Source organism: Streptomyces sp. M41(2017), assembly GCF_002078175.1.
Taxonomy (GTDB): Bacteria; Actinomycetota; Actinomycetes; order Streptomycetales; family Streptomycetaceae; genus Streptomyces.
In genome coordinates, this window is the sequence record NZ_MWFK01000001.1 from 1,934,746 (window position 1) to 1,960,575 (window position 25,830).

Annotated in this window: 22 protein-coding genes, 3 tRNA genes, 1 other RNA gene and 1 pseudogene; 16 read left to right on the forward strand and 11 right to left on the reverse strand. The window is 73.4% G+C overall.

The window, feature by feature from the left end; all coding sequences use genetic code 11:
• Positions 1 to 6: 6 nt before the first annotated feature.
• From B0675_RS08475 to B0675_RS08485, 3 genes and pseudogenes are all read left to right on the forward strand, one after another.
• Positions 7 to 1,236 (forward strand): annotated as a pseudogene (locus tag B0675_RS08475) (sensor histidine kinase); the annotation flags it as partial.
• Between the two features lie 413 nt (positions 1,237 to 1,649).
• Positions 1,650 to 2,252: a response regulator transcription factor gene (locus B0675_RS08480; protein ID WP_081221676.1), complete on the forward strand. Its 603-nt coding sequence runs from the start codon at positions 1,650 to 1,652 to the stop codon at positions 2,250 to 2,252.
• A gap of 22 nt (positions 2,253 to 2,274) precedes the next feature.
• Positions 2,275 to 2,347: transfer RNA gene (locus B0675_RS08485), tRNA-Gly, on the forward strand.
• Positions 2,348 to 2,445: 98 nt separating this feature from the next.
• Here B0675_RS08485 and B0675_RS08490 read toward each other — a convergent pair.
• From B0675_RS08490 to ffs, 6 genes are all read right to left on the reverse strand, one after another.
• On the reverse strand, positions 2,446 to 3,345 hold the full coding sequence (locus tag B0675_RS08490) for a phosphoribosylaminoimidazolesuccinocarboxamide synthase (RefSeq protein WP_081218210.1): 900 nt from the start codon (positions 3,343 to 3,345) through the stop codon (positions 2,446 to 2,448).
• A 146-nt stretch (positions 3,346 to 3,491) separates the two neighbouring features.
• Positions 3,492 to 5,021: a N,N-dimethylformamidase beta subunit family domain-containing protein gene (locus tag B0675_RS08495; protein ID WP_081221677.1), complete on the reverse strand. Its 1,530-nt coding sequence runs from the start codon at positions 5,019 to 5,021 to the stop codon at positions 3,492 to 3,494.
• Between the two features lie 378 nt (positions 5,022 to 5,399).
• Positions 5,400 to 7,250, reverse strand: coding sequence for a hypothetical protein (locus B0675_RS08500; RefSeq protein ID WP_081221678.1), 1,851 nt, complete (start codon positions 7,248 to 7,250; stop codon positions 5,400 to 5,402).
• Positions 7,251 to 7,618: 368 nt separating this feature from the next.
• Positions 7,619 to 8,872, reverse strand: a complete 1,254-nt coding sequence (gene purD / locus B0675_RS08505; protein WP_081218211.1) for a phosphoribosylamine--glycine ligase — start codon at positions 8,870 to 8,872, stop codon at positions 7,619 to 7,621.
• Between the two features lie 124 nt (positions 8,873 to 8,996).
• On the reverse strand, positions 8,997 to 11,312 hold the full coding sequence (locus tag B0675_RS08510) for a DNA polymerase III subunit gamma and tau (protein ID WP_081218212.1): 2,316 nt from the start codon (positions 11,310 to 11,312) through the stop codon (positions 8,997 to 8,999).
• Between the two features lie 143 nt (positions 11,313 to 11,455).
• Positions 11,456 to 11,554, reverse strand: an RNA gene (gene ffs / locus B0675_RS08515) — signal recognition particle sRNA small type.
• A gap of 71 nt (positions 11,555 to 11,625) precedes the next feature.
• On the opposite strand from ffs, the gene B0675_RS08520 reads away from it, so the two are divergent.
• A tRNA-Ser gene (locus B0675_RS08520) sits at positions 11,626 to 11,713 on the forward strand.
• Between the two features lie 196 nt (positions 11,714 to 11,909).
• On the opposite strand, the gene B0675_RS08525 is transcribed toward B0675_RS08520, so the two are convergent.
• From B0675_RS08525 to B0675_RS08535, 3 genes are all read right to left on the reverse strand, one after another.
• On the reverse strand, positions 11,910 to 13,721 hold the full coding sequence (locus B0675_RS08525; protein ID WP_241539914.1) for a copper resistance protein CopC: 1,812 nt from the start codon (positions 13,719 to 13,721) through the stop codon (positions 11,910 to 11,912).
• 132 nt (positions 13,722 to 13,853) lie between these two features.
• Positions 13,854 to 14,519, reverse strand: coding sequence for a GNAT family N-acetyltransferase (locus tag B0675_RS08530; RefSeq protein ID WP_081218214.1), 666 nt, complete (start codon positions 14,517 to 14,519; stop codon positions 13,854 to 13,856).
• On the reverse strand, positions 14,506 to 16,569 hold the full coding sequence (locus B0675_RS08535) for a penicillin acylase family protein (RefSeq protein WP_081218215.1): 2,064 nt from the start codon (positions 16,567 to 16,569) through the stop codon (positions 14,506 to 14,508). Before B0675_RS08535 ends, B0675_RS08530 begins: the two co-directional genes overlap by 14 nt.
• A gap of 134 nt (positions 16,570 to 16,703) precedes the next feature.
• Here B0675_RS08535 and B0675_RS08540 point away from each other — a divergent pair, with 134 nt between their 5' ends.
• The 4 genes from B0675_RS08540 (at position 16,704) to B0675_RS41330 (ending at position 18,960) form a co-directional block, all read left to right on the forward strand.
• On the forward strand, positions 16,704 to 17,297 hold the full coding sequence (locus B0675_RS08540; RefSeq protein WP_081218216.1) for an HhH-GPD-type base excision DNA repair protein: 594 nt from the start codon (positions 16,704 to 16,706) through the stop codon (positions 17,295 to 17,297).
• Between the two features lie 272 nt (positions 17,298 to 17,569).
• Positions 17,570 to 18,169: an HdeD family acid-resistance protein gene (locus tag B0675_RS08545; protein WP_107482586.1), complete on the forward strand. Its 600-nt coding sequence runs from the start codon at positions 17,570 to 17,572 to the stop codon at positions 18,167 to 18,169.
• A gap of 63 nt (positions 18,170 to 18,232) precedes the next feature.
• A complete protein-coding gene (locus B0675_RS08550; RefSeq protein WP_107482587.1) occupies positions 18,233 to 18,658 on the forward strand; it encodes a hypothetical protein in 426 nt (141 codons plus the stop codon).
• 152 nt (positions 18,659 to 18,810) lie between these two features.
• The gene (locus B0675_RS41330; protein WP_179165266.1) at positions 18,811 to 18,960 is read left to right on the forward strand and encodes a hypothetical protein; all 150 of its coding nucleotides are present in this window, start codon (positions 18,811 to 18,813) and stop codon (positions 18,958 to 18,960) included.
• 72 nt (positions 18,961 to 19,032) lie between these two features.
• Here B0675_RS41330 and B0675_RS08555 read toward each other — a convergent pair whose 3' ends face one another.
• The gene (locus B0675_RS08555) at positions 19,033 to 20,667 is read right to left on the reverse strand and encodes a helicase HerA-like domain-containing protein (protein WP_081218217.1); all 1,635 of its coding nucleotides are present in this window, start codon (positions 20,665 to 20,667) and stop codon (positions 19,033 to 19,035) included.
• A 105-nt stretch (positions 20,668 to 20,772) separates the two neighbouring features.
• On the opposite strand from B0675_RS08555, the gene B0675_RS08560 reads away from it, so the two are divergent.
• Both B0675_RS08560 and B0675_RS08565 read left to right on the forward strand, forming a co-directional pair.
• The gene (locus tag B0675_RS08560) at positions 20,773 to 21,069 is read left to right on the forward strand and encodes a type II toxin-antitoxin system VapB family antitoxin (protein ID WP_003999914.1); all 297 of its coding nucleotides are present in this window, start codon (positions 20,773 to 20,775) and stop codon (positions 21,067 to 21,069) included.
• Between the two features lie 90 nt (positions 21,070 to 21,159).
• Positions 21,160 to 21,813 (forward strand): LytR C-terminal domain-containing protein, encoded by a 654-nt coding sequence (locus B0675_RS08565; protein WP_239155393.1) that lies wholly within the window; start codon positions 21,160 to 21,162, stop codon positions 21,811 to 21,813.
• Positions 21,814 to 21,891: 78 nt separating this feature from the next.
• Here the strand turns inward: B0675_RS08565 and upp are convergent, their stop codons facing one another.
• Positions 21,892 to 22,527, reverse strand: coding sequence for a uracil phosphoribosyltransferase (gene upp, locus B0675_RS08570; RefSeq protein ID WP_081218219.1), 636 nt, complete (start codon positions 22,525 to 22,527; stop codon positions 21,892 to 21,894).
• A 139-nt stretch (positions 22,528 to 22,666) separates the two neighbouring features.
• Here upp and B0675_RS08575 point away from each other — a divergent pair, with 139 nt between their 5' ends.
• From B0675_RS08575 to B0675_RS08600, 6 genes are all read left to right on the forward strand, one after another.
• Positions 22,667 to 22,849, forward strand: coding sequence for a hypothetical protein (locus B0675_RS08575; protein WP_081218220.1), 183 nt, complete (start codon positions 22,667 to 22,669; stop codon positions 22,847 to 22,849).
• A 437-nt stretch (positions 22,850 to 23,286) separates the two neighbouring features.
• Positions 23,287 to 23,829 carry a hypothetical protein gene (locus B0675_RS08580; protein ID WP_081218221.1) on the forward strand — a complete coding sequence of 181 codons (543 nt, stop codon included), beginning with the start codon at positions 23,287 to 23,289 and terminating at the stop codon, positions 23,827 to 23,829.
• Positions 23,830 to 24,235: 406 nt separating this feature from the next.
• Complete coding sequence (gene tadA, locus B0675_RS08585) at positions 24,236 to 24,667, forward strand: tRNA adenosine(34) deaminase TadA (RefSeq protein ID WP_081218222.1); 432 nt, start codon at positions 24,236 to 24,238, stop codon at positions 24,665 to 24,667.
• A 101-nt stretch (positions 24,668 to 24,768) separates the two neighbouring features.
• Positions 24,769 to 24,856 (forward strand) — tRNA-Ser (locus B0675_RS08590).
• Positions 24,857 to 25,285: 429 nt separating this feature from the next.
• Positions 25,286 to 25,465 (forward strand): hypothetical protein, encoded by a 180-nt coding sequence (locus B0675_RS08595; RefSeq protein WP_081218223.1) that lies wholly within the window; start codon positions 25,286 to 25,288, stop codon positions 25,463 to 25,465.
• Positions 25,466 to 25,496: 31 nt separating this feature from the next.
• Complete coding sequence (locus tag B0675_RS08600; RefSeq protein WP_081218224.1) at positions 25,497 to 25,790, forward strand: Dabb family protein; 294 nt, start codon at positions 25,497 to 25,499, stop codon at positions 25,788 to 25,790.
• Positions 25,791 to 25,830 lie beyond the last annotated feature (40 nt).

The following is a 25,830-nucleotide window of genomic DNA, read 5'->3' on the forward strand; positions in this document are numbered from 1 at the left end:
GTGGGTATGAACGAGCCGACCGGTTGGTGGCGAGACAAGAGCACACCGGCCAAGGTCGAGGCGTACACGCGGTGGTCGTTCCACTTCTTCGCAGTGATCGAGGTCGTCACGTTCGGCCTGCCGATCTTCGGCAACGTCTCGTCCGCCCTGACCTGGCCGCTGTTCCTGCTGGTGTGCGCCCACGCCGTGCTCTGCGCGGTGACGGCCTCGCAGTCGCTGGACTGGACGCGCGGGACGCGACGGCAGCCCGGTCGGATGATGCTCGCGCTGGCCCTGGTCACCGCCGCGGTGGCCGTCGTGGCGCTGGCACTGTCGGGCACCGACTGGCGTCCGGCGACCGAGGACGAGATGCGGGTGTCGTCCTCGATCTTCGTCGGCGTCATAGCGTTCGGCACCGGCACGCTCGCCCTCGGGACCCGTGACCGCAGGCGGATGACCTCAGCCGTGGTCGGAGCGGCCGCGGGAGGCGGGGTGGTCTCGTTCCCGCTCGGTTTCCCCGGTCCCGCCGCGCTGATCACCGCCGTCGCCGTCCTGCTCACCGCCGGGTTCCTGACGTTCACCGCGGCGTTCTCGGTCTGGCTGCTGAACGCCGTCTACGAACTCGACGCGGCCCGCGAGACCCGGGCCCGGCTCGCCGTCGCCGAGGAGCGGCTGCGCTTCGGCCGCGACCTGCACGACGTGATGGGCCGCAATCTCGCGGTGATCGCCCTCAAGAGCGAGCTGGCCGTCCAGCTGTCCCGGCGCGGACGGCCCGAGGCCGTGGACCAGATGACCGAGGTACAGCGGATAGCGCGTGAGTCCCAGCGGGAGGTGCGGGCCGTGGTGCGGGGATACCGCGAGGCGGACCTGAGAGTCGAACTGGCGGGCGCCCAGGGCGTGTTGACGGCGGCGGGCATCGACTGCTCCGTCACCGGCGCGAGTACGGAGCTGCCCGTGGCGATCCAGTCGGCGCTCGGCTGGGTCGTCCGGGAGGCGACGACCAATGTGCTGCGGCACGGGGACGCCAAGAGCTGTGCGGTGTCGCTGCGGGCGGCCGCGGACGTGGTGACGCTGACGGTCGAGAACGACGGGGCGCCGAACACGGAAGGCCCGAGTCCCCGGAGCGAAGGCGGCTCCGAACCGATCGGGGGATCCGGGCTCGTGGGGCTGCGGGAGCGCCTGGGAGAGGTGGACGGGGTGCTGCGGGCCGGCACGAGCGGAGGGCGCTTCCGGCTGACCGCGGAGGTTCCCCTGCCCGTTCCGCGCGCCCCCGGCTCGTACCCGCACCCGGCCCCCGCCCCGGACACGGACACGGACACGGACACGGACCGCGGGAGAAGCACGCGGGCAGGGCGAGGGACGGGCCGACCGTCGATGGACACCGATCCTGACCGGGACGGGGAAGCAGACGCAGAGGCAGACACGGACAAGGGCAGGGACAAAGACGTGGACGTGGACAGAGGCGTGAGGACGGGCGTGGGTCGGGCCGGTCAGGACCGAAGAAGCCGTAGGGACGGCGAGGACGGTGGGGTCGGCGGGAACAAGGACAGAGTCCTGGAGGTCGGGACCGTCGGGCATGAGGGAGGGGCGGCCGCGTCCGTGCCGCACCAGGCAGGGGAGGTCACGCCGTGACATCCGTGCCGGAGGACGCGGCGGCGCCGACCGTTCCCGTGCGGCTGCTGCTCGCCGACGACGAGCATCTGATCCGGGGCGCGCTGGCCGCACTTCTCGGGCTGGAGGACGACCTGGTCGTGGTGGCCGAGGCGGCGACGGGACCCGAGGCGCTGGCGATGGCGCGGGCCCATGAACCCGACGTCGCCGTCCTGGATCTTCAGATGCCGGGAGCGGACGGTGTGAGGGTGGCCACATCCCTGCGGGCCGAACTGCCGGGCTGTCAGGTGCTGATCGTGACGAGTCATGGAAGGCCGGGTCATCTGAAGCGGGCGCTTGCGGCGGGTGTGCGCGGGTTCGTGCCGAAGACGGTCAGCGCACAGCGGCTCGCGGAGATCATTCGCACGGTGCACGCGGGAAACCGTTATGTGGATCCCGAGTTGGCGGCCGACGCGATCTCCGCCGGGGACTCGCCGCTGACCGCCCGGGAGGCCGAGGTGCTGGAATTCGCCGCCGACGGCGCACCGGTGGCGGAGATCGCGGAGCGGGCCGCGCTGTCCCAGGGGACCGTGCGGAACTATCTGTCGTCGGCCGCGTCCAAACTGGGGGCGGAGAACCGTCACGCGGCAGTGCGTCTCGCACGCCTGCGAGGTTGGGTATAGTAGCCGTCGCGCCACGGCGCATGCGGACGTAGCTCAGTTGGTAGAGCGCAACCTTGCCAAGGTTGAGGTCGCCAGTTCGAACCTGGTCGTCCGCTCAGAAAAGAAGCCCCCGATCTCCGATCGGGGGCTTCTTCGTGTCCGGGGGCGGTGCCCGGGTGGTCCGGGCCCGGCTGGGAGCCGGGCCCGGGCGGGGTCAGGTCCAGCTCATGCCCGTGAGGCGTTCGTAGGCCTCGATGTACTTGGCGCGGGTGGCCTCCACGACGTTCTCGGGGAGGGCGGGCGGCGGCTGCTCGCTCTTGCGGTCCCAGCCCGACTCGGCGGAGGTCAGCCAGTCGCGGACGTACTGCTTGTCGAAGGACGGCTGCGCGTGGCCCGGCTCCCACGAGTCGGCGGGCCAGAAGCGCGAGGAGTCCGGGGTCAGCACCTCGTCGGCGAGGACGAGCGTCTCCCCCTCGTAGCCGAACTCGAACTTCGTGTCCGCGAGGATGATGCCCCGCTCGCGCGCGATGTCGCGGGCCCGGCTGTAGACGGCGAGGGTCGCCTGGCGCAGTTCGGCGGCGGTGTCGGCGCCGACCTGACGGGCGACCTCCTCGTACGAGACGTTCTCGTCGTGCTCGCCGACGGCGGCCTTGGTGGCCGGGGTGAAGATCGGCGAGGGGAGTTCCGAGCCGTCGACGAGACCCTCGGGGAGGGCGAGGCCGCAGACCGTGCGGGACTCGTTGTACTCGACGAGACCCGAGCCGGTCAGATAGCCGCGGGCGACGCACTCGACCGGCGCCATCCGAAGGGACTTGCAGATCAGGGTGCGGCCGGCCCAGTCGGCGGGGGCGCCCGGCGGGAGGTCGGTGCTGAGCACGTGGTTGGGCGCCAGCTCGGCGAGCTGGTCGAACCACCACAGCGAGAGCTGGGTGAGCGTTCGGCCCTTGTCGGGGATCTCGGTGGGGAGAACCCAGTCGTACGCGGAGATGCGGTCGCTGGCGACCATCACGAGGTCGCCCGCCTCGTTCTGGTACAGGTCGCGCACCTTGCCGGTGTGCAGATGTACCAGACCCGGCACCTGAAGGGGCTCGGGCTTTTCGACGAATCCGGACACGGTTCCTCCCCGTGGTTCTGTCCTAGTGGCTCGATTCTCCCGTATGCGGCGAGCGGTCGCGGACAGGGGCCGCGTGGTCGCGAAGGAGAAAGGGACGGTTCCGTCGCCGGGTGCGGGCGCCGGGCGGGACACCCGGCCGGGCATCCTCAGTCGTGTTTGCAGATGCGGTCGAGGAGATTCGCCGTGGCGCGCTGGATACGAGGGTCCACGTGGCCGGGGCGGTCGAGCGCGGGAGACCACGCGAACGTTCCGGACGCGAAGACCAGGGCGCCGGACGGGGCGCGGTACAGCGAGGTCTCCTGATGGCGGGGGACGCCCTCGCTGTCCGGGTACGGGGAGTGCGCGAGCAGGATCCGGGCCTGGTGGTCGGGCAGGGGCGTGCGCGGGAAGTAACGGTCCGCCTCTCCGGCGACCATGCCCTCCACCTCGTCGCCCTCGTGCGCGCCGGTCGCCTCCCACAGCCAGTGGTCGGCGTTGCGGACGACCAGGGGGTGCGGCTCGGGCACCCGGCCCGCGTACTGGATGCCGATGAGCTGCTGCTCCGGACGGTCGATCTCGCGCCACAGGGCGGGCTTGCCCGGGCCCCGGCGCTTGCGGCAGGTCAGCAGGCGGTCGGGGACGCCGGACGGGGACGGCCCCAACTCGACCTGCCAGTACATGGTGTTGGCGGAGAGGAAGACGAGCGAGGTGCCGTGTTCGCGGGCGCGCTCCGTGGTACGGCGCATCTGCGGCGACCAGTACTCGTCGTGGCCGGGGAAGACCAGGCCCCGATAACGGGTGGGGTCGACGCGGCCGGCGTGCAGGTCGCGGGCGTCGGCGTAGGCGAGGTCGTAGCCGTAGCGCTCGGCCCAGCGGATGAAGTCGTAGGCGTGGCCCACGTGGAGGGGGAGGCCCGCGCCCGCGTACGGACGGTCGAAGGAGACGGTCGTCGCGGCGTCGGCCTCGCCGAGCAGCCGGCCGCTCTCGTCCCACGCGTGGTAGAGGCTGGCGCCGGTGTGGCCGTCCTCCGGATACAGGTTGTACGCCTGCCACGTGACGTCCGGGAGCAGCAGGAGCAGGTCTGCCGTCTGGTCGTTGCGGACGGTGAAGGGGACGTGGGAGCGGTAGCCGTCGACGGTGGTGAGGACGGCGACGTAGGCGCCGGTGCTCCAGTACGACGGGATCTGCAGGCGCCAGGACAGCCACCAGTGGTGGCAGGAGACCGTGCGGTCGGCGGTGAGCGGGGCGGGCTGCACGATGCCGGAGAGCCGGGGGCTCGTGGTGATCTTGCTGGCGCCGTCGCCGCCGTAGTGGCCGATGCGGTAGATGTCGACGCTGAATTCCTGGGGCGGGTCGACGGTGACGTGGAAGTCGATGGACTCGCCCGGGGCAGCGGCGCCCGTGGTGGTGAACCCCTTGATCTGGCGGTGGACGTCGTCCGCGGAGCGGGGGCCGCCGGAGCCGGAGCGGGCGCGGGTGCCCGAGGTGGCGCGCGGCGCCGGGATGCGGGATCCGCCGGACTCGCGATGCGGGGCCGGAGCCGTGTCCGCGTCCAGGTACCAGGGGACGACATGGCCGGTGTCGTCGAAGTACGTCTCGCTGCCGCGGAGCCAGGGGACGGGTCCCTGGCCGAAGGGATCCGTGACGGCGTGTGCGAGTGCGCCCGACTCCCAGCGGCGGATCTGCTCCGACCCCATGCCGGTCCCCTCCCTCGTGCCCCCGTCGTTCGGCAAGCCCTTGCCCTTGCGCGCGATCGGTCCCAGCACATCACATTACGCACGCAGTCCGTCACCGTTCGTCGCGAATTGACGTGAGTGGAACGGGGCGCTCCGTCTGGGGCTGAGACGGGCTGCGAACAGTGTGCGTCCGACCGGCCGGAAGAGCGCCGGGCCGGACAAACCGAATTCGGACGAAACCGGCCTCGCGCGGCCGCGAAGCCCACCGGACCGGCCGGTTCCGAAGCGGTCCCGCACGGCGTGGGTCGGGCTGTTCGGCCGGATCGGCCGACCTCCGCCGCAGCGGCCGCGGGCGTCGGACCAGGCCACGGCCGTCAGACCGGCCGGACCAACTGGCCGTCAGACCAGGCGGACCGGCTTCTCCGGGCGGACGCCGAGGCGCAGGAGCCATTCGCGCAGGGGTGCGGGGTCGCCGGTCTCTATGAGGGTGAGGACGCGGGGGCCGAGGTCCGCGGCGCGCTCCCCCGCGACGAGCAGGGAGGGGCCGTCCAGCCAGTCGAGTCCGGGGGTCGCTCCCGCGGTGTCCATGGCGGCGCAGCAGACCATCGCCGTGACGTGGTCGGCCAGCAGGTCACGGCCGGTGCGGGGCGGCTGGAGCGGGAACAGCGGAAGAGTCCCGTCGTCCCAGAGGGCGTGATCGGGCCCCTGCTGCTCCGCGCCCGCGACGGGCGGCGCCGGTACGGCCGCCTCCTCGCGGGCCACCTCCGCCGTGAGGCCGGCCGCGAGCGCCGCCGTGCGTTCGCTGCTCACCGCGAGGTCCGGATCGTCCTCGTCGCCGGGGACGCCGATCCCTTCGTACGCCTCCGCGCCGTGCACGCCGAGGGCCGCCTCCGGATCGAGGTCCGCGTCCGCGCCGGGCGCCGGCCGGTCCTCCACCGGGATGGCGAGGTGATCCAGCACCCGGGCCAGCGTGGGGCCGCCCGCCTCGGGCCGGCCGGGACCGGCCGGGTGCCGGACGCCGAGCGCGTCCAGAACGCGGTGCAGCCGGGCGGCGTCGGTGCGCCAGGTGCGGTCGACGACCTCGTCCGGATAGTCCTGCCAGTCGACCGGCGCCCAGTCGGGGCCGGCCTCCGCGGGGCCGCCGTGGAAGAGCCGGGCCGCCAGCAGCGAGGTCGCCTCGTCCACCGAACCGGGCTCTTCGAGCAGATCGCAGGCGGGCCGCTCGCCGAGCCGGGAGGTGAACCCCTCGGCCAGCCGGTCGCGCCGGGACAGCTCGGTCAGCGCGGCGACGACGCCCACGTCCAGCCGGGAGGGCCAGCGGCCCATCCGCCAGGCGGGCAGCGCGACCCGGGTGAGCAGCCGGTCCCAGCCCGCGTAGGCCAGGCCCACCTGTTCCTGGGCGACGATCCGCAGGCCGTAGTCCACGGCCTGTGCGCGCTCGGCCGCCGCCGCGGCGACACCCCGCTCCATCTCGGCGGCGTGGACGCGGCAGCTGCGCAGCAGCAGCCGGGTCACCCAGCCCGCCCCGGCCAGGACCGTGCGGGACAGCGGGCCGCGTCCGGGCTCCGAGGTCACGGCGACGGCCGCGTCCAGTCCGCGCACGAAACGGCGGGCGGCGGCTATGTCCGGGTGGGCCGACGGGCCCGTACCCGCGACCACCGGGGCGAGGACCGCGCGCAGTTCGCCGACGCGCATCCACCACAGGAAAGGGGAGCCGATGACGAGGACGGGGGCGGCCGACGCACGGCGCGCGCGGTGCGCCGAGCGCGTGGCACCGCGGCCTCCGGTCAGGGCCGCCCGGTCGGTGTCCGTGCCGTCCGTCCCGCCGCCCGTCGCGGAGCGGCCGTGCGCCCGGTGGGTGCGGTCCTCCAGCCAGCTGTCGCAGTCCGGGGTCAGGGCTATCGCGGAGGGAGCCGGGACGTCGAGACGGTCGGCCAGGTCGCGGACCATGCGGTACAGATCGGGGGCCGACGCCTCGGAGACCGGGACCGTGGGGCTCATCGCGGGCCGGGCTCGGGCGATCACGAGCGCGACGCCCGCCGCCGCGAGCAGGACGACGGCGGCGAGGACCGTCACGATCCAGCGCATGGTCCCCCAGTGCCCGCCGACGATGTGGCCGGTGGCGCCACCGGCCAGCAGCACGACGGCGACGGCCGCGGGCAGCAGGGCGACGGCCAACGCCCTGCTGCGGATCCGCAGCACGGCGAGAGCCCGGGAGCGCGCGGCCTGCGCGCCCACCTCCACACCCATACCGGTCACGACCGGACGTCACCCCCTACTGCCCGCCGTGCTCCGGCCTTCACGCGGCCGGTGCCGACGGATGTCCTGGCGTTGGTCACTCCCCCACTGTGGCACCCGCCACCGACATCGCAATGCCGGTGGGCCAAGTGCCGGAATGCTTTCGCCGCACCCTAGTTGGGGCCCCGGCCCCAGTCAGCCGGATGGGCCATCGGTCACTCGATGGAATGGCTCTGGGGAGAGGTGGATGACAGTGGGCGATGATCAGGCCCCCGGTTCCGTACAGAAACGGCCAGGCCGGGGAGGCCGGGTCCGGACACGACGGAACCCCGGACTCCGTCTGGAGTCCGGGGTTCGGTGACGCCGTGGGGGACCTGCGGCTATGCCTCGGCCGCGGCCTTCGCCGCGATGTCCGTGCGGTGCTGCGAGCCGTCGAGACCGATGCGGGCGACCGCCGCGTAGGCGCGCTCGCGGGCCTCGGCGAGGCCGGATCCCGTCGCTGTGACCGAGAGCACACGACCACCCGCGCTGACCACGGCGTCGCCGTCGTGCCGGGTGCCCGCGTGCAGGACGTACGCGTGCGGGGCGTCCTGCGCGGCCACCTCGTCCAGGCCGGTGATCGGGTCGCCCGTACGCGGGGTCTCCGGATAGTTGTGCGAGGCCACGACCACGGTGACCGCCGCGTCCCCGCTCCAGCGCAGCGGCTCCAGATCGGCGAGGGTGCCGGTCGCCGAGGCCAGCAGAGCGCCGGCCAGCGGGGTCTTCAGACGGGCGAGGACCACCTGGGTCTCCGGGTCGCCGAAGCGGGCGTTGAACTCGATGACCCGCACGCCACGGCCGGTGATCGCCAGACCCGCGTACAGCAGGCCGGAGAAGGGGGTGCCGCGGCGGCGCAGCTCGTCGACGGTCGGCTGGAGGACGGTCTCCATGACCTCGTCCACGAGCTTCGGGTCCGCCCAGGGCAGCGGCGAGTACGCGCCCATGCCACCCGTGTTCGGGCCCTCGTCGCCGTCCAGCGCCCGCTTGAAGTCCTGGGCGGGCTGGAGCGGGACGACGGTGGTGCCGTCGGTGATCGCGAAGAGGGAGACCTCGGGGCCGTCGAGGAACTCCTCGATGACGACCCGGTCGCAGGCGTTGGCGTGCGCCCGGGCGGCGTCGAGGTCGCCGGTCACGACGACTCCCTTGCCGGCCGCGAGTCCGTCGTCCTTCACGACGTACGGAGCGCCGAAGGCGTCGAGTGCCTCCTCGACCTCCTCGGGCGTCGTGCAGACGTACGAGCGTGCCGTGGGGACGCCGGCACCCGCCATCACGTCCTTCGCGAAGGCCTTGGAGCCCTCCAGCTGCGCGGCCTCCAGCGAGGGGCCGAAGCAGGGAATGCCCGCCGCGCGCACGGCGTCGGCGACACCGGCGACCAGCGGGGCCTCCGGGCCCACGATCACCAGTTCGGCGCCGAGCTCCGTGGCCAGCGCGGCCACGGCGGCGCCGTCGAGGGCGTCGACCGCGTGCAGCTCCGCCACGTCCGCGATCCCCGCGTTGCCGGGGGCGCAGTACAGGGCGGTGACGTCGGGGTCGAGGGACAGGGAGCGGCACAGGGCGTGTTCGCGGGCGCCGCCACCGATGACAAGGACCTTCACGGGGGTCAGCCTAGCCGTCGGCCGGGGCTGCCCTTGTAGGGGCTTCCGAGGACGGAGCCCCAGGGGGTTGGTGCGATCCTCCGAGGAGGGGGCGGTCCCGGGTGCCGGCACCCGGTCCGGCCGCTCACTCGTTCGAGAACTCCTCCATGACCGTGGCGCCCAGCTCGCGGACGATCAGGTCGTGGCCCGAGAGCGCGGACTCGTCCAGGTCGGGGTCGTCGTCCTCCGGGGTGTCGTCCTCCGGGGAGACCGGGTGCGGTTCGGGAGCCGGGGGCCGGGTGGACGCGGACGCGCCCCCGCCCTGGCCGTGCCCGCCCGACGGGCCGCTCTGCGAGGAGGGCGGCTGGGCGGGCGCTGCCGGGGACGCGGGGCGCTGACCGGACGGGGCGCCGCCGTACCCGCCGCCTCCTCCGCCGTCGCCGCCTCCATAGCTCCCGCCACCGCCACCGCCGCCGTAACCGCCGCCTCCTCCGCCGTAACCGCCTCCGGGCGGCGCGGTGGGCGGGGCCGAGCCGCCCGAGGCGTCGACGATCGCCTCGACCTTCCACTGCACGTTGAACTGCTCCGACAGCGCCTGGCGCAGCACGTCCTCGCTGCCGCTGCTCGCGAAGTTGTCACGCGCCCCCGCGTTCACGAAGCCGATCTGCAGGGTCGTGCCGTCGAAGCCCGTCACTTGCGCGTTCTGGCTGAGGAGGATCCAGGTGAAGCGGCGGCGGTTCTTCACGGCCTCCAGGATGTTCGGCCAGAGGGTGCGCGGGTCGGGGCCGCCCATGGCGGGTGCGGGCGCCGCGGGCGGGGCCTGCTGCGGAGCGGGGCTCGCGGTGGGCGCCTGCGCGGGCTGTGCGGATTGCGCGGGCTGCGCCGACGGCTGGCCGCCGCCCGCGGGTGTCGCCGTGGGCCAGCCGCCGGGGCGCCTGCCACTGCCGGCGGCCGTCGCGGTGGGCCAGGCGCCGGGCGCGGAGCCCGCGGGGGGACCGGCGGGCGGCTGCTCCGGTGCGGCGGGGGTCACGGGGGCCGCCGCCGGGGCCGACTGCGGCACGGACGCGGGAGGTGGCGTCGGGGCGACGGGCGCCGCGGGTTCGGGCGCCGGAACGGCTCCGGTCCCCGCCCCGGGTGCGGCTCCGCGTGCCGCGGCGCGGGCAGCGGCCGGGCCTCCGCCGGGCGGGACCACCGGCGCGGCCTGCGGTGCCGCCGGAGCGGGCTGGTAGGCCGGCGGCGCGGCGTGCGCCTCGGTCCCGGGCACGTATCCCATGGCCGGGGCCGCTCCGCCGCCGGAGAAGTTCACCCCGCGCTCGATGCGGTCGAGGCGGGCCATCACGGACCGCTCGTCCCCGTAGGCGGCGGGCAGCAGCACGCGCGCGCAGATCAGTTCGAGCTGGAGGCGCGGTGAGGTGGCTCCGCGCATCTCCGTCAGTCCGTCGTTCACGAGGTCGGCGGCGCGGCTCAGCTCGGCGGCGCCGAAGACCCCGGCCTGGGCCTGCATGCGCTCCACGACGTCGACCGGGGCGTCGATGAGCCCCTTCTCCGCCGCGTCCGGGACGGCCGCGAGGATCACCAGGTCGCGGAGCCGCTCCAGCAGGTCGGCGACGAACCGCCGCGGGTCGTTGCCGCCCTCGATGATGCGGTCCACGACCTCGAAGGCGGCGGCGCCGTCCCCGGCCGCGAACGCCTCGACGACCGAGTCGAGCAGCGAGCCGTCCGTGTACCCGAGGAGGGAGGTCGCCATGGCGTATGTCACACCGTCGTCGGCGGCGCCCGCGAGCAGCTGGTCCATCACGGACATCGAGTCACGCACGGAACCGGCGCCGGACCGGACGACCAGGGGCAGCACGCCGTCGGCGACGGGGATGCCCTCCTGGCCGCAGACCTGGCCCAGGTAGTCCCGCAGGGTGCCCGGGGGGACCAGCCGGAACGGGTAGTGGTGGGTCCGCGACCGGATCGTCCCGATGACCTTCTCGGGCTCGGTCGTGGCGAAGATGAACTTGAGGTGCTCCGGGGGCTCTTCGACGACCTTCAGGAGCGCGTTGAAACCGGCCGACGTGACCATGTGGGCCTCGTCGATGATGTAGATCTTGTAACGACTGCTCGCGGGGCCGAAGAAGGCCTTCTCGCGCAGGTCACGGGCGTCGTCCACACCGCCGTGCGAGGCGGCGTCGATCTCGATGACGTCGATCGAGCCCGGTCCGTTGCGCGCGAGGTCGCGGCAGGACTGGCACTCCCCGCACGGCGTCGGGGTCGGACCCTGCTCGCAGTTGAGACAGCGGGCCAGGATGCGCGCGCTGGTCGTCTTGCCGCATCCGCGCGGACCGCTGAACAGGTACGCGTGATTGACCCGGTTGTTCCGCAGCGCCTGCTGCAACGGGTCGGTGACATGCTCCTGCCCGATGACCTCGGCGAACGACTCCGGGCGATAGCGGCGGTACAGCGCGAGAGACGACACGTCTACGAGGTTATAGGCGCCCACTGACAAGCAGGACCGTCCGAAGCCCTTCGCGGACGTGACCCCCGACTCGGTACCGGCCCGCGTGGCGCACCCGGCGGATCGGCGTCCGCCTCGCACCCGCCCGGACACCCGGCCCCGGAAACGTGAGCGCCCCCCACGCACCCGCCAGAGCCAACCTACCCTTGCTGCCTTCCGGCCCTGGGGGAGTTCAGTCAGATAGCGCCACGTGAGGGGCTCCGCAAAGAGTACAGGATCCTGGGAGGGGGAACGAGTTCGCGAGCACTCCTCAACGTCTTGTATTGTTTGCCGCGGAGGATTCGCCTAGTGGCCTAGGGCGCACGCTTGGAAAGCGTGTTGGGGGCAACCCCTCACGAGTTCGAATCTCGTATCCTCCGCCAGTGCCTCACCGGGCACTAACGTCGAAGGGCCCCACCGCGAGGTGGGGCCCTTCGACGTTGGCGGCACCGTGCGCGGCGCCAACAGGCGTACGAGGCGTACGAGGTGAGGGAAGTCAGGCGTACGAGCCGCGGGGCGTACCGATCCGGGCCGTGCCCGGATCCCGGCCGTGCGACCGCCCGGCCGGGCTTCCCCGCCTCAGCTCACCCTCACCTTCCGCTCCACCGTGACCTGGTCGACGTCGGTGGTGCGGACCGTGGTCTTCATGGTCCAGGTGCCGGGGAGCGGGAGGGTGAGGGTGTCGGAGGTCCAGTAGCCGCCCTTGTCGGTGATCTCCGCGTCGATCGGGCCGACCTGCTGGGATTCCAGGGTGAAGGTGATGCGCAGTTCGGGGACGGTCGCGATGCCGCCGTCGGGGCCGAAGATCACGGCCTGCACCTCGTTCTCGCCCACCCGGCCCGGTGACAGTTCCACCTGGACCTTGCCGTGGCCGCCCGGGGTGCCGACGTCGAAGGGGACCGTCGTCGTCGACGAGGCGGGGTGGTCGGCCGCCGCGGTGGCGGCCGCGGTCTCCTCGGCGGCACGGCCCGGCTGGGTCCCCGTCAGCATCGTGGTGATCATGAGGACGAGGATGCCGACCGTGACCTCGGCGAGGACCGAACGCCGCAGTCCCTGGCGCTGTCCGGCGTCGATCGTCCCGCCCGCCGCGCCGTCGTGCCCGTCCTCGGTCCGTCCGTCCTGCCGGTCCTCCGCGGCGTCCGGCTCCGTCCCCCGCTCCTCCCCGGGGCCGTCCGTCCCCTCCCGCGTCCCGCCGGGGCCGCCGGCCGGCACCGTCACCGGCACGCGTCCGGCCGGGACCGTGACCGTGGCGCGCGGTGTCGCGAGCCGCGCCGTCCAGCGCCGAGAGAAGGCCGCGCCGGCGAGCAGCAGCGCCACGGCGGCGACCTTGACGAGCAGGAGACGGCCGTACGACGTCGAGGTCAGCGCGTCCCAGGAGCCGAGGCCGCGCCAGGACTGGTAGACCCCCGTGGCGGCGAGGACGGCGACCGAGACGAGGGCGAGCCGCGAGAAGCGGGTGACGACGGCCGGGGCGACGGGTTCGGCCGGGCGGTGGAGTGCGCTCAGCAGGGCGGTCAGACCGCCGAGCCAGACCGCCATGGCGAGCAGGTGCAGCACGGAGGAGACCATCGCCACCGGGACCTGGATGCCCGCGGACGCGTGCTCGGCGGCGGCCCAGGTGACCGCGAGGCCGAGGGCGAGGAGTCCGCCGGGCACCAGGACGGCGGGGCCCGGCGACCGGTCCCGCAGCGGCGCTCGCAGCGGGACGAGGACGGCGGCGGCGAGCAGCGCGAGACGGGCCACCAGCACGATGCCGGGACGGCTCGTCAGGGTGTCGCTCAGGATCGAGGGGTCGAGGGCGTCGCCGAGCCCGGTGCCGCGTTCGTAGGGCCCGCGCAGCAGGAGCAGGGCGAGGGTCGAGCCGAGCAGCGTCCACCAGCCGGTCAGCAGCAGCCGGCGTACGGAGCCGCGGTGGCCGCAGCCCAGGACGAAGGTGGCCGCGCCGATGAGCAGGGCGAGTCCGCTGTAGGCGGCGTAGCGGGCGATGTCGTAGAGGCCGGTGGAGGCGGGGTTGCTCGCGGCGGCGGAGGGCAGCGGCGCGGTGGTCGCGGAGGGTTTGCCGATGGAGAAGGTGAAGGCGCCCGAGACGGGGTGACTGTCCGCGGAGACGACGCGCCAGGCCACGGTGAACGTGCCGGTCCCGAGACCGCGGGGCAGGGTGACGCTCGCGGTGTCGGACCGGTCGTCGGCATGGCTCGGCTCGCCGGTGTGCACACGCCGGTTCTCCGGGGTGAGCACGCGGAAGGAGTCGTCGAGCAGCCCGATGGACTCGCTGAACGTCAGCGTCACCCGGCGGGGCTCCGACTTCAGCACACTGCCGTCCTGCGGGTCGGTGCCGGTGAGCGCCGCGTGTGCGGAGGCGCCGCTCACGCCCGTGAAGAGGACCAGCATCAGGACGCCGCCCAGGAGCGTCAGCACCCGGGCTCCGTACCGCCGGTTTCGCCGCCCGCTTCCGTTCACACGCCGTCTCCGTATTCGCATGGGCAGAGTCTCGGTTACGTACGGACCCGGGCGGCGTCCTGCTCACCCCGCCGAGGTCGAACCCTTCTCGAAGGACGCGCGGGTCAGGAAGAGGAGACGGGCGTGCTTCTCGGCCAGGTGGACCTCGGGCAGGTCGATCTCGGGGAGCACGATGTCGCCGGCGGGGACGAAGCCCTGCCGGGTCAGCCGTTCGACGGCCTTGGTGTTGCGGGCGTCGGGTTCCACGACGACGCGCCGCCGGCCGAGACCGGTCAGGGCGTACGCCGTGAACGCGTCCAGCAGCGCCGCCGACCAGCCCGGCAGGCGGCCGCTCCCGGGGGCCGGGGGGCCGATCAGCAGGTGGATGCCGATGTCGCCGGGCTCCACCTCGTAGCACTCGCCGACGCGGTCGGCCCCGGGCTCGTAGGTCTGGAAGAGCGCGGCCGGCACGCCGTCCCTGACCGCCAGGAAGGCGTGGTGGGTGTCGAGCGAGTCGAGGTGCAGGAAGGTCTCCAGGACCTGCTGCCTCGTGAACCCGGTCATGCCCCAGTACGCGGCACGCTCCGCGCTCACCCAGGCGTGGACGACGTCGAGGTCGGCGTGCGGGTCCACGGGCAGCACCCGGACCGTGCCGAAGCCCTCGACGGGCTGCTCGTGCACGGCGGCGCGGCCGGCGCCGTACGGCTCCGTGGTCGTGGCTCCGGTGTCCGTCGCGTCAGCGGCCGTCATCGCTCTCCTTGGTCAGCGTCTTCCAGTCGGTGGTCACCGGAGCGAGTTCTCCGGCGAGCCACAGGGCGAGTTGATCACGGTGGTGGCGGGCGCCGGGTACGCCGTCGGCGCCGAGGGGCACCACCCAGAGGCTGGCGTCGCGGTCGGCGAGGTCCCAGACGTAGCGGGCGGCGGGTCCGCGCGCGCTGAGGTCGGTGATGCCGGGCACCGACGAGGTGCACAGCACGCAGTCGTTGTCGCCGGAGAGCGCCGGTTCGTCGTACGCGGTGTCGGTGAGCGCGCGCCACGGGGCGAGGCGGTGGGTGTCGCCCCAGGTGCGTGCGGTGGGCCGGGCGGCCACCTCCTCGGCGGCCTCACGCACGACGGCGTCGCGGTCGATGCCGTACAACTCCCGTGCGGTCAGCAGATTTTCGAGCGCGAGGCCGACGCGGGGGGTGAGCGCGAGCCAGGGCAGGAAGACGTCCGGGTAGGCGGGCGGCTCGGCGAGGACGGCGAGCGCGGGGTGGGCGGCGAGCCGCCGGACGACCGCGCTCCGCAGCTCCGCGTACGCCGCGGCCGCGGTGCTTCCGGCGTCCATGTGCCGGTCCCAGCGCAGGAGTCGGTCCCTCAGCTCCGCGGCCGGGCCGGACAGGTCGAGGGCGGCGAGCCGGTCCAACAGGGGTGCCGCGGAGGCGAGATGGGTGTCCATGTGCAGGGCCGGCATGTCCGCGGCCGTCCACTCGCCGCCCGTGCCGAGGAGCTGCCGGATGCGGGCGGCGCGGTGCGGCGGGGCGAACTCGATGCCGAGCGGGGCCGCGGGACCGCGCTGGTTCGCCATCACGGCGACACCGTCCTCGACGGAGCCGTACGGCATCGTGTGCCAGCCCGTCCACGCGTGCCCGGGCTCCCAGGCGGGCACGATCCGCACGCGGTTGTCCGTGGCGCGCACCGGGACGCGGCCCGCGACGCGGTGCAGCAGCCCGCCCTCGGTGTCGGCCGCCTGCACGACGTTCACCGGCTCCGCCCAGTGGTCGAAGGCCCGGTCCACGTCGGCGACCCGGCGGGCCCGCAGCAGCGGCAGGAGCGCGCCGAAGCCGAGGTCGTGGGTGACGCGTGGCGGACAGCGGAGGCTGACGCCCTCCCCGGCGCGGGCGTCGCCGATCACCACGGGTCCACGGGCCGTCTCGACCACCTCGACCTCGACGGACGGTCCCCCCGCCACCTCCACGCGCTCCACGTGCCGGGCGGCGGCCCGCCACACGCCGTCCGGGTCGAGGGCCTCCACGGCGCCGCCGTCCGCGCTGCGCAGGCGCTCCCGGTAGAGGTCCTGGTAGTCGGCCATCGCGTTGGTGATGGCCCAGGCGACGGTGCCGGTGTGGGCGAAGTGGGCGATGCCCGGGACGCCGGGGACCGCGATGCCGACGACGTCGAACTCCGGGCAGGCCAGGCGTATCTGCTGGTAGACGCCGGGGTCCTCGATGTAGCGGTGCGGGTCACCGGCGATGACCGGCTGCCCGGTGCTGGTGCGCTCGCCGCTCACCAGCCAGCCGTTGCTGCCGGCCGTGCCCGGCCCGTCCATGGCGAACAGGCCGACCGCGTCCGCGCCCAGCCGGCGCACGACCTCCTCGCGCCACAGCTTCGCCGGGAAGCCGGCGAAGAGGATGTGCGTGCCGAGCCAGACCCCGAGCGGGCTCCACGGCTCCCAGCGGCCCGGGGCGAGCCCGGTCGCGCCGAACTCGGGTGCGCGCCGGGCGCCTTCGGCCAGACCGGCGTTGACCCCCTCGACGTACGCGACGATCCACGCGGCGGTCTCGGGGTCCCGCTCCTCCAGGGCCGCGAAGCAGCGCCGGGCCGTGTCGTCGAGGCGGGCCTGCCGGGCGAACCGGTCCCAGCCCACCGCCTCCGCGCCGAGGAACGCGGCCGAGGTGCCCTGTGAGCGGTGCCGTTCGACCTCCAGCTGCCAGGCCCGGTCCACGGCCGTGACCCGTCCCTGGGCGTGCGCCAGCTCCTGCGCGCTCTCGGCACGCAGGTGCGGGATGCCCCAGGCGTCACGGTAGATCTCGGCGGTCACGATCCGTCCCCACTCTTCTCAGGTTAGGCTCACCTAACTAGCATGCCCCGCGATCGTACGTGCCTGGTGAGGGCCCCGCGGACCCGGGCGGCGGCGACCGAGCGGCCCGTCCCCGCACGCGGGATCATCGGTCCATGGACGTCACTCTTCACCTCGCCCAGCAACCCGAAGCCGACGAGCTCCTCGGCCGCAGTCCGCTCGCCGCCCTGATCGGCATGCTGCTGGACCAGCAGGTGCCGATGGAGTGGGCCTTCGCGGGGCCGTACACGATCGCGCAGCGGATGGGGTCGGACGATCTCGACGCCCACGAGATCGCGTCGTACGACCCGGAGAAGTTCGCCGAACTGCTCTCCGCCAAGCCGGCCGTGCACCGATACCCCGGTTCCATGGGCAAGCGGATCCACCAGCTGTGCCAGTACCTCGTCGAGCACTACGACGGGGACGCCTCCGCCGTCTGGAAGGACGCCGACGACGGCGCGGAGCTGCTCCGCCGCCTCAAGGACCTCCCCGGCTTCGGTCCCCAGAAGGCCCAGATCTTCCTGGCGCTGCTCGGCAAGCAGCTCGGGGTGCGGCCGGCGGGGTGGCGGGAGGCGGCGGGCCCCTACGGCGAGGCGAAGTCCTTCCGCTCCGTCGCCGACATCACCGGGCCGGAGTCGCTCACGAAGGTGCGGGCGCACAAGCAGGAGATGAAGGCGGCGGCCAAGGCGGCGAAGGCCTCCGGCAAGTAACCGGGTCCCAGCGAACCGGGGTTCCCTCTCCCCGGCGCCGGTGCCGGCCCCGTGAGCAGACCTCTCTTCGCCCCCTCCGCCCCTGCCCGTCCCGTACCCGGGGCTCCGCCCCGGACCCCGCTCCTCAGACGCCGGAGGGGCTGAATTCTGACGAGCGCCGGAGGGGCTGACTTTTCACGGGCGCCGGAAGGGCTGGTTCTCTCTCCACCGCCGGAGAACCCGTTCGGGTCACCCGGGTGGCTCCCCGCCCCGCCCGTTCACAGCATGGGCCCATGACCCAGGCAACCATCGATCCGGACGGCCCCCTCCTCGAAGGGCCGCTGCACCTGCTCTCGCGCAGTGCCTGGCAGGCCGTCCTCGCCGCCGGTGTCGCGGCCCTGGCGCTCGGCGTCATCGTCCTGATCTGGCCCGGTGCCTCACTCCTCGTCGCGGGCATCCTCTTCGGCCTCTACCTGGTCGTCAGCGGCATCCTCCAGCTCGTCGCCGCGTTCGGCACCCATGTGGCGACCTCGCTGCGCGTGATGGCCTTCATCAGCGGCGCCCTGTCGATCGTGCTCGGCCTCTTCTGCTTCCGGGGCGCGACGCAGTCGATCCTGCTGCTCGCCCTGTGGATCGGCATCGGCTGGCTGTTCCGCGGCATCACGCAGACCCTGGCGGCCGCGTCGGACCCGAGCGTGCCGGCCCGCGGCTGGCAGATCGTCCTCGGGATCATCAGCTTCCTCGCGGGCGTCGTGCTGATCGTGTCGCCGTTCGAGTCCGTCGCCGTCCTGACCGTGGTCGGCGGGATCTGGCTCATCGCGGTCGGCGTCACCGAGATCGTCGTCGCGTTCCGCATCCGCTCCGGTGCCCGGGCGATCCCCCGCTCCCTCTGAGGTGTACGCCGACCGGGTGCATCTCGCCACCGACCCGGTGAGCTCCCCGCCTCCGGTGGGGACATGACGCTCATGAGCCCCACCCCGCGCCACCCGCACCCGCTGCGCCGCCGCGGGCGGACGCGGGGAGGGGCTCGCGCCGGAAGGAACGGAGCGAACACAGGGGCCCGGAACAAGGTCGCCCGGATCCTCGTCCTGCTCGTCGTCGCGCTGCTCGCGACGGGCCCGCACCCGGAGGCGTTCACCGCCCCGATGGCGTCCGCCGCCGTCTCCGGCGGTGCGGAAGGCGCCGCGGAGCACGACGCGCCCGACACGGCGCTCCGCCCGCCGCACCGCCAGGCCCACCGGCCCCTGGCACCACCGCGCCCGGCCGCACCGCGCCACTCGGGACGACACCCCCGCCCGACACGGGCAGCCGCGCCCACCGGCCCCGCTCCCGCTCCCTCGCCCACCCTGAACACGCTCCGCTGCGTGGTCCTGCGCTGCTGACGGATCCGGCCCCGCCGATCGGCCCCGGCCCCGGGCCCGAGCCCCCGGCCCGGTCTCTCACAGCGAACCCCGGCAGTCCCGCCTTCCGGCCACGGCGTGCCGCCATCCCCGCGCACCGCCGTCCCGGAACCGAGGAACAGGACAGGACCCCCATGCCCACGGACCCGTACGCGGTCCTGCGCGCCCTTCTGCGCGCGGAAGCCGCCCGCGATCACGCCCCCGAACCGAATCCGCGCCCCGTGCCGCGCTCGGACCCGGACGAACAGCACCCGGGCTCACCCCCGGACACCCCGCGCACCTGACGTCAGGAGGCGGCCGCCCCGCCCGGGACGGCCGCCTCCGGCGCTGTCGCGCCGCGCTCCACCCGCCGCGCGCTACCGCCGCCTGCGGGCCGTCCCGAAGAGCGACCGGGTGATCTCCCGTCCGATCTGGGTGCCCACCGACCGCGCCAGCGACTTGAACATCCCGCTGCCGACGACCTGCTCGACGACCGAGGCGTCCTCCTTCGGCGCCCGGCCCCGGCCACCGCCGGAGCGCGCGGGCCGCGGAGCCTCCTGCTCGCCCCGCCCGGCGGTACCGGCGGCCGCGGCGCCGGCGGCCTGCGCGGCCGTGAGCTTCTCGTAGGCGGACTCCCGGTCCACCGCCTGCGCGTAGCGCGCGTGCAGCGGCGACGCCTGGACCGCCCGGTCGAGCGCGTCCGGCGCCACCGGCCCCATCAGCGACCGCGGCGCCCGCAGGCGGGTCGCGGCGACCGGCGTCGGGGCGCCCTTCTCGCTCAGCACGGTGACGACGGCCTCGCCCGTGCCGAGGCCGGTGAGCACCTCTTCGAGGTCGTACGGGGAGTTGGGGAACGTCTTCACCGTCGCCTTCAACGCCTTCTGATCGTCCGGCGTGAAGGCGCGCAGCGCGTGCTGGACGCGGTTGCCGAGCTGGGCGAGGACATCACCGGGCACGTCCTTCGGCGTCTGCGTCACGAAGAAGACGCCGACCCCTTTCGAGCGAATCAGCCGCACGGTCTGGGTGATGGAGTCGAGGAACGCCTTGGACGCGTCGGTGAAGAGCAGATGGGCCTCGTCGAAGAAGAAGACGAGCTTCGGCTTGTCCGAGTCGCCGACCTCCGGGAGGTCGTGGAAGAGGTCCGCGAGCATCCACATGAGGAAGGTCGAGAAGAGCTGCGGCTTGTCCTGCACGGCGGGCAGTTCGAGGACCGACACGACGCCCCGGCCGTCCTGCGCCGTCCGGGTCAGCTCGCTCGTGTCGAACTCCGGCTCGCCGAAGAACGGGCTCATGCCCTGGGCCTCGAAGGCGGTGAGGGAGCGCAGGATGACGCCCGCCGTGGCGGTGGAGAGTCCGCCGATCCCCTTCAGCTCCTGCTTGCCCTCGTCCGAGGTCAGGAAGGCGACGACCGCGCGCAGGTCCTTGAGGTCGACGAGCTCCAGGCCCTTCTGGTCGGCGTAGTGGAAGATCAGGCCGAGCGACTGCTCCTGGGTCTGGTTGAGCTGGAGCACCTTGGACAGCAGGACCGGTCCGAAGCTGGTGACCGTGGCGCGCAGGGGGATGCCGTGGCCGAGGCCGCCGAGCGCGTAGAACTCGGCGGGACAGCCGCCCGGCGTCCACTCCTGGTGGACCTCCGCGGCCCGCTCCCGGACCTTGTCCCCGGGCTCGCCCGGCGCCGAGATCCCCGAGACGTCGCCCTTGACGTCGGCGAGGAACACCGGAACGCCCTGCGCCGACAGCTGCTCGGCGATGAGCTGGAGCGTCTTGGTCTTGCCGGTGCCGGTGGCGCCCGCGACCAGGCCGTGCCGGTTGAGCATCGGCAGCGGCACGCGGATCTGCGCGTCGGGCAGACAGGCTCCGTCCCAGAGCAGCGCGCCGAGGTCGAGCGCCGGCCCGGCGAAGGCGTAGCCGGCAGCGATCTCCAGGGCCTCCTGCGGGAGTGCGGGGGCGCCGCCGGGCCCCTCGGGACCGGCCCCAGCGGCAGCCGACGGCACGGTCTCGCTGTCACTCATATCAGACCCCTGTTTCCGGTTTGCACGGCTTTGCGGCGGCTTTTCCAGCGTCGCACTCCGTCGCCGTGGCTGCGCCCGGAAGGTCTTGACCGGTAGGCTTTCCGTGTGATCTTCAAGCGCATCGGAAACGGCCGGCCGTACCCCGACCACGGCCGGGAAAGCACCCGGCAGTGGGCGGACGTCGCGCCGCGCCCGGTCCGCCTCGATCAGCTCGTGACGACCAAGGGCCAGCTGGACCTGGAGACCCTCCTCGCCGAGGACTCCACCTTCTACGGCGACCTCTTCGCCCACGTCGTCAAGTGGCAGGGCGATCTGTACCTGGAGGACGGCCTGCACCGCGCCGTCCGCGCCGCGCTCCAACAGCGCCAGGTGCTGCACGCGCGCGTCCTTGAACTGGACTAATGGCCACGGCTTGACCCCAATGGGTTGAACTGAGCGCCGAGCAATGATCATTTAGTAGGCATCGCCGTCCGGGCGCACTACGCTGCGCCCATGAGCATGCTCACTCCCCCTGGCATGGGTGGCCAGTACCGGATCACGGGGGACAAGTACCCGCGGATGCGCCGACCCCGGGGGCGCCGCAGGCTCGCGTTCCTGGTCGTCGCCTCCGTCGCCGCACTCGGGCTGATAGGGTGGGGAACCCTGCAGCTCATCGACGTCTTCACCGGTGGCGGCAAGGCCAGCGCCGCGGGCACGAAGGCGGACTGCGGGTCCAAGGCCTCCCCGGCGGCGAAGGCCTCCGCGGCGGCCGCGGTCGCGGGCACCCTTCCGAAGCCGGGCCAGATCACCGTGAACGTCCTCAACGCGACGCCCCGCAGCGGGCTCGCCAAGCAGACCGCGGACGAACTGAAGAAACGCGGCTTCAAGATCGGTGACGTGGGCAACGCCACCGCCGCCTACGACAAGAAGGTCGAGGGCGCGGGGCTGCTGCTCGGCGCCAAGGACGCCGACCGGGCCGCGCTCCCCGTCCTCAACACCCAGCTCTCCGGCGCCCAGCTGAAGACCGACGGCCGCAAGCAGGCGACCACCGTCGACCTCATCATCGGCAACGGCTTCAAGACCCTCACGACAAAAGAGGACGCCGACAAGGCGCTGACCGTCCTGGCCCAGCCCGTGCCGACGCCCTCCGCCAAGAAGAGCTGCTGACCCCTCGGAACGGAACCCGGGGCTCTGCCGAACACCCGTTCCGCAGAGCCCGTTTCCGGGGAGCCGTCCGTGCCGTCGTTACTCGGCGGCGCCGTACATCCGGTCCCCCGCGTCGCCGAGGCCCGGCACGATGTAGCCGTGCTCGTTCAGGCGCTCGTCGACCGAGGCCGTGACGACGGTGACCGGCGTGCCCGCCAGGTCCCGCTCCATCACCTCGACGCCCTCCGGCGCGGCCAGCAGCACGACCGCGGTGACGTCGTCGGCGCCCCGCTTGATCAGCTCCTGGATCGCCGCGACGAGCGTGCCGCCGGTGGCCAGCATCGGGTCCAGGACGTACACCTGGCGGCCCGAGAGGTCGTCCGGCATGCGGGTGGCGTACGTGGAGGCCTGAAGCGTCTCCTCGTCGCGCACCATGCCCAGGAAGCCCACCTCCGCCGTCGGCAGCAGCCGGACCATGCCGTCGAGCATGCCGAGGCCCGCGCGCAGGATCGGCACGACGAGGGGACGGGGGTAGGAGAGCTTGACGCCCGTGGTCGGGGAGACCGGGGTCACGATGTCGACCTGCTCCGTCCGCACGTCACGGGTGGCCTCGTAGGCGAGCAGGGTGACCAGCTCGTCGGCGAGCCGCCGGAAGGTCGCGGAGTCGGTGCGCCGGTCGCGCAGGGTGGTGAGCTTATGGGCGACCAGAGGGTGGTCGACGACGTGGAGACGCATGTCCACAACAGTAGCCGGGCCCCGGACGCCCGCCACTGCCCCGTCCCGCACGCCCCGGCCCGCCGCGTCACCCGTCCGCTGGCATCAAACCGACCATCGGAGGGAAGGTGGGAGGGACGGACCTGGGGTGGTGTGCCAAATGCGGAACCCGGAAGAGGAGACCTCCGAGCGGCAGGAGAGCGAGGCCGAGCGCAGGAGGCGACGGGCCCAGTTCCTGCGCGACCTGGCCGAGGCGCGCGAGCTGCGCGACCGGGTCCAGCCCCGCCGGGCCAAGACGGCCCGCCTGCGCCACGCCATGCGGATGCGCACGTTCCGCTGGTAGACGGCCCGCTCGGCGGGCCCGCCCCGCACCGCCGCCCCGCCGACGGGCACGGCACCGAGCGACACCGCGGGCGACGCGCCCGCACCGGGCCGGCGCCGCGACCGCCCGGCCGCCGCCAACTCGCCCAGCGCGAGGCCCGGATCACGGCCCGGTCCGGTGCCCGCGACGCGCCCGTCACGCGGGCGGCATCGCACCCCGCGCGCCCTCGGCGGCACGCCGTCGTGTCGGGCCGGGAGGTGCCTGCGCGGCGGGGGCATCCGCGTACGATCCGCTGTTAGCGATCAAAAGAGGCAGACACAGCAGGCCGAAGACGTCCCCTGAGCGCTCTGTTTCTGCCACGATTCCGAGTGGGCGGGGCTCAGCGCAACACTCCCCGTCCACAGCCTCCGCCGGGGGGAACCCCAACCGGCACACCTATGACCAGTGGGAGAGTCACGGTGTACTTCGCCGCACTGCTCGCGCGCACCGAAGACGGGTGGGAAGCGAGCGACACAGAGCTCGACGATGTGGAAACCCTGTCGGATCTGACCGACCTGGCCCGTGAAGTCTCGGACGAGGACACGGTGCTTCTGCTCATCGAGCAGGAGGACGCGTGGTTCGGTGTCGTCCGCGTGGACGGCGAGGAGGACCCTCGCATCTACGTGTCGGACGCCGCCGCCGCAGCCCGCAGTTCGTACGGCGAGATCCTGCTCACGGACGAAGTGCTGGGACGGGAACCGGGCGGCGACGACGCCGACCTGGACGCCCTCGACCTGGACGGCACGGAGGACGGTGAGCCCGCGGACTCCGAGGACGACGAGGAGGAAGAAGAGGGGAGTGTGTCCGGCGAAGCCGTGTCGCACAGCCCCGTCGGGGACCGCTACATCCTCGCGGACCTCGGAGTGAGCGAGAGGGAACTGCTGGCCCTGGACGAAGGCGAGGCGCTCAGCACGATCGCCGAGTCGCTGGGGGCGGCCGAGGTCCTGGAGACCGTCCGCTAGGCCCAGGGACGGCGGGCAGGTCCTCCGTACCGGCGAGCCAGGCCCCCGCTCCCGGACCCGACGACGCGGTAACGGCATCAGCAACGACAACAGTCGCCGGGCCGGCGCGTACGACGCGGCCGGCTCCACAGTCCTGTCCGCACGCGGCAGGACGACGACACCGCCGGTGGACGGCCCCGGCCTCGCACGGGATCGGTGACCCGGCCCCGGGCGGGGCCGGGTCACCCCTGTCCGTCCGGTCTCGGGACCCCCACGCTCCCGGACCGCTCCCGCCTCACCGCACCCTCGGTGCCCTCGGGCCGCTCTCCGCGCCTCGGCCCGGAGGGGGTTCCGCTAGGTTCCCGGGGTGAGCACCTCCCATCAGGCACCCCGGCCCGACCCCGTACGCGCCCCCTGGCGGGACCCGATGCGGCTCGCTCTGGACGAGGCACGGCTGGCCGTCCGGGACGGGGACGTTCCCGTCGGAGCCGTCGTGCTGGCGCCGGACGGGACGACCGTTCTGGCGGCCGGGCACAACGAACGCGAGGCCACCGGCGACCCGACGGCGCACGCCGAGGTCCTCGCGCTGCGCCGGGCCGCCGCACGGCTCGGGGAATGGCGGCTGACCGGCTGCACGCTCGTCGTCACCCTGGAGCCCTGCACGATGTGCGCCGGCGCGCTCGTGCAGTCCCGGGTCGAGCGGGTGGTCTACGGCGCGCGCGACGAGAAGGCGGGCGCGACCGGATCCGTCTGGGACGTGGTCCGGGACCGACGGCTGAACCACCGGCCCGAGGTCGTCGAAGGTGTCCTCGCCGACGAGTCCGCCGCGCTGCTCACCGACTTCTTCCGCGGCCGCTGACCGCGCCCCGGGTGGGCTCGTGGGCCCCTGCCCCGCGCGGCCGTTCCGGGGTCCCGAAACGGATTTCAGACCATGGCCCACCTTGGGGTAGGGTCTTCCTCGGTAGCGTGTCCGAGCGGCCGAAGGAGCTCGCCTCGAAAGCGAGTGTGGCGTAACCCGTCACCGAGGGTTCAAATCCCTCCGCTACCGCTTCAGAAGGGCCCCGTCGAAAGACGGGGCCCTTCGTGCGTTCCTGGTCGGACGGTGCCTTCCGGGGCTCCGGGCACGGAAAAGCCCCGGCGTCCGCTCAGTCGCCGGGGCTCACCTTCCGCACCCACAAGGGGCGGAGGAGGCGGCATCGGGGGGACAGCCGCCTCCCCCGTTCCAAGGACCCTCAGGTCCACGCCGCCGTCTCGGGGGAAAGCTGCGGCGCGGACCCCGCAATGAGGCTCCTCCGGGCCCCGCGGAGTTCCTGCCGGTTCCGCCGGGCTCTCTTCCATCCTGACCTGCGGCCGCGCGCCCCGGGCCCGGCAAAAGACCTCGACCAGTGGGCCGTTGGTCCCTAAAGAGCGTGTGAAGGTTAAACTCACCGCCGTCACAGGGGGCCCACCGGGCGCAGCAGGCACAGGGGAGGCCGCCATGGCGGTGAATTCGAAGAAGATCGCGATCTACGTCATCGTGGTCTTCGCGCTCTACGTGATCATCACGGATCCGGCCAAGGCCGCCGATTACGTCCAGATAGGCTTCGAGGGCATATCGAGCGCCGCCCAGGCGGTGGGCGACTTCATGACCTGGGTCGCCGACGGAGCCCAGAACTGACGCCCGGCGCCGACACCACCAAGGAGTTCCCGTGATCCGCCATCTGGTCCTCTTCAAGCTCAACGACGGCGTCGAGCGGGACGAGCCCCGTGTCGTCGAGGGCGTCGCGGCCTTCCGCGCGCTCGGCGACCGGATCCCCGAGCTGCGGTTCTGGGAGTGCGACTGGAACATCACCGACCGGCCCATCGCGTACGACTTCGCGATCAACTCCGCCGTCGAGGACACCGAAGCGCTCACCCGCTACCTGGAACACCCGGCCCACCAGGCGGGCGTCGCCCTCTGGCGCGAGTTCGCCACCTGGGTGATCGCCGACTATCCGTTCTGATCCATACGCCCGCTCCGCGCCGGTTTTCCGCTCGTTCGAT

What these genes read in the sequence shown, in the direction of transcription:
- B0675_RS08495 (WP_081221677.1), bottom strand. Translation starts at nt 5,021, where the DNA reads ATGGGGTCGGAGCAGATCCGCCGCTGGGAGTCGGGCGCACTCGCACAC.
- B0675_RS08500 (WP_081221678.1), bottom strand. Translation starts at nt 7,250, where the DNA reads ATGGGTGTGGAGGTGGGCGCGCAGGCCGCGCGCTCCCGGGCTCTCGCC.
- B0675_RS08525 (WP_241539914.1), bottom strand. Translation starts at nt 13,721, where the DNA reads ATGCTGGTCCTCTTCACGGGCGTGAGCGGCGCCTCCGCACACGCGGCG.
- B0675_RS08530 (WP_081218214.1), bottom strand. Translation starts at nt 14,519, where the DNA reads ATGACGGCCGCTGACGCGACGGACACCGGAGCCACGACCACGGAGCCG.
- B0675_RS08540 (WP_081218216.1), top strand. Translation starts at nt 16,704, where the DNA reads ATGGACGTCACTCTTCACCTCGCCCAGCAACCCGAAGCCGACGAGCTC.
- B0675_RS08545 (WP_107482586.1), top strand. Translation starts at nt 17,570, where the DNA reads ATGACCCAGGCAACCATCGATCCGGACGGCCCCCTCCTCGAAGGGCCG.
- B0675_RS08550 (WP_107482587.1), top strand. Translation starts at nt 18,233, where the DNA reads ATGACGCTCATGAGCCCCACCCCGCGCCACCCGCACCCGCTGCGCCGC.
- B0675_RS41330 (WP_179165266.1), top strand. Translation starts at nt 18,811, where the DNA reads ATGCCCACGGACCCGTACGCGGTCCTGCGCGCCCTTCTGCGCGCGGAA.
- B0675_RS08555 (WP_081218217.1), bottom strand. Translation starts at nt 20,667, where the DNA reads ATGAGTGACAGCGAGACCGTGCCGTCGGCTGCCGCTGGGGCCGGTCCC.
- B0675_RS08565 (WP_239155393.1), top strand. Translation starts at nt 21,160, where the DNA reads ATGAGCATGCTCACTCCCCCTGGCATGGGTGGCCAGTACCGGATCACG.
- upp (WP_081218219.1), bottom strand. Translation starts at nt 22,527, where the DNA reads ATGCGTCTCCACGTCGTCGACCACCCTCTGGTCGCCCATAAGCTCACC.
- B0675_RS08575 (WP_081218220.1), top strand. Translation starts at nt 22,667, where the DNA reads ATGCGGAACCCGGAAGAGGAGACCTCCGAGCGGCAGGAGAGCGAGGCC.
- tadA (WP_081218222.1), top strand. Translation starts at nt 24,236, where the DNA reads ATGCGGCTCGCTCTGGACGAGGCACGGCTGGCCGTCCGGGACGGGGAC.
- B0675_RS08595 (WP_081218223.1), top strand. Translation starts at nt 25,286, where the DNA reads ATGGCGGTGAATTCGAAGAAGATCGCGATCTACGTCATCGTGGTCTTC.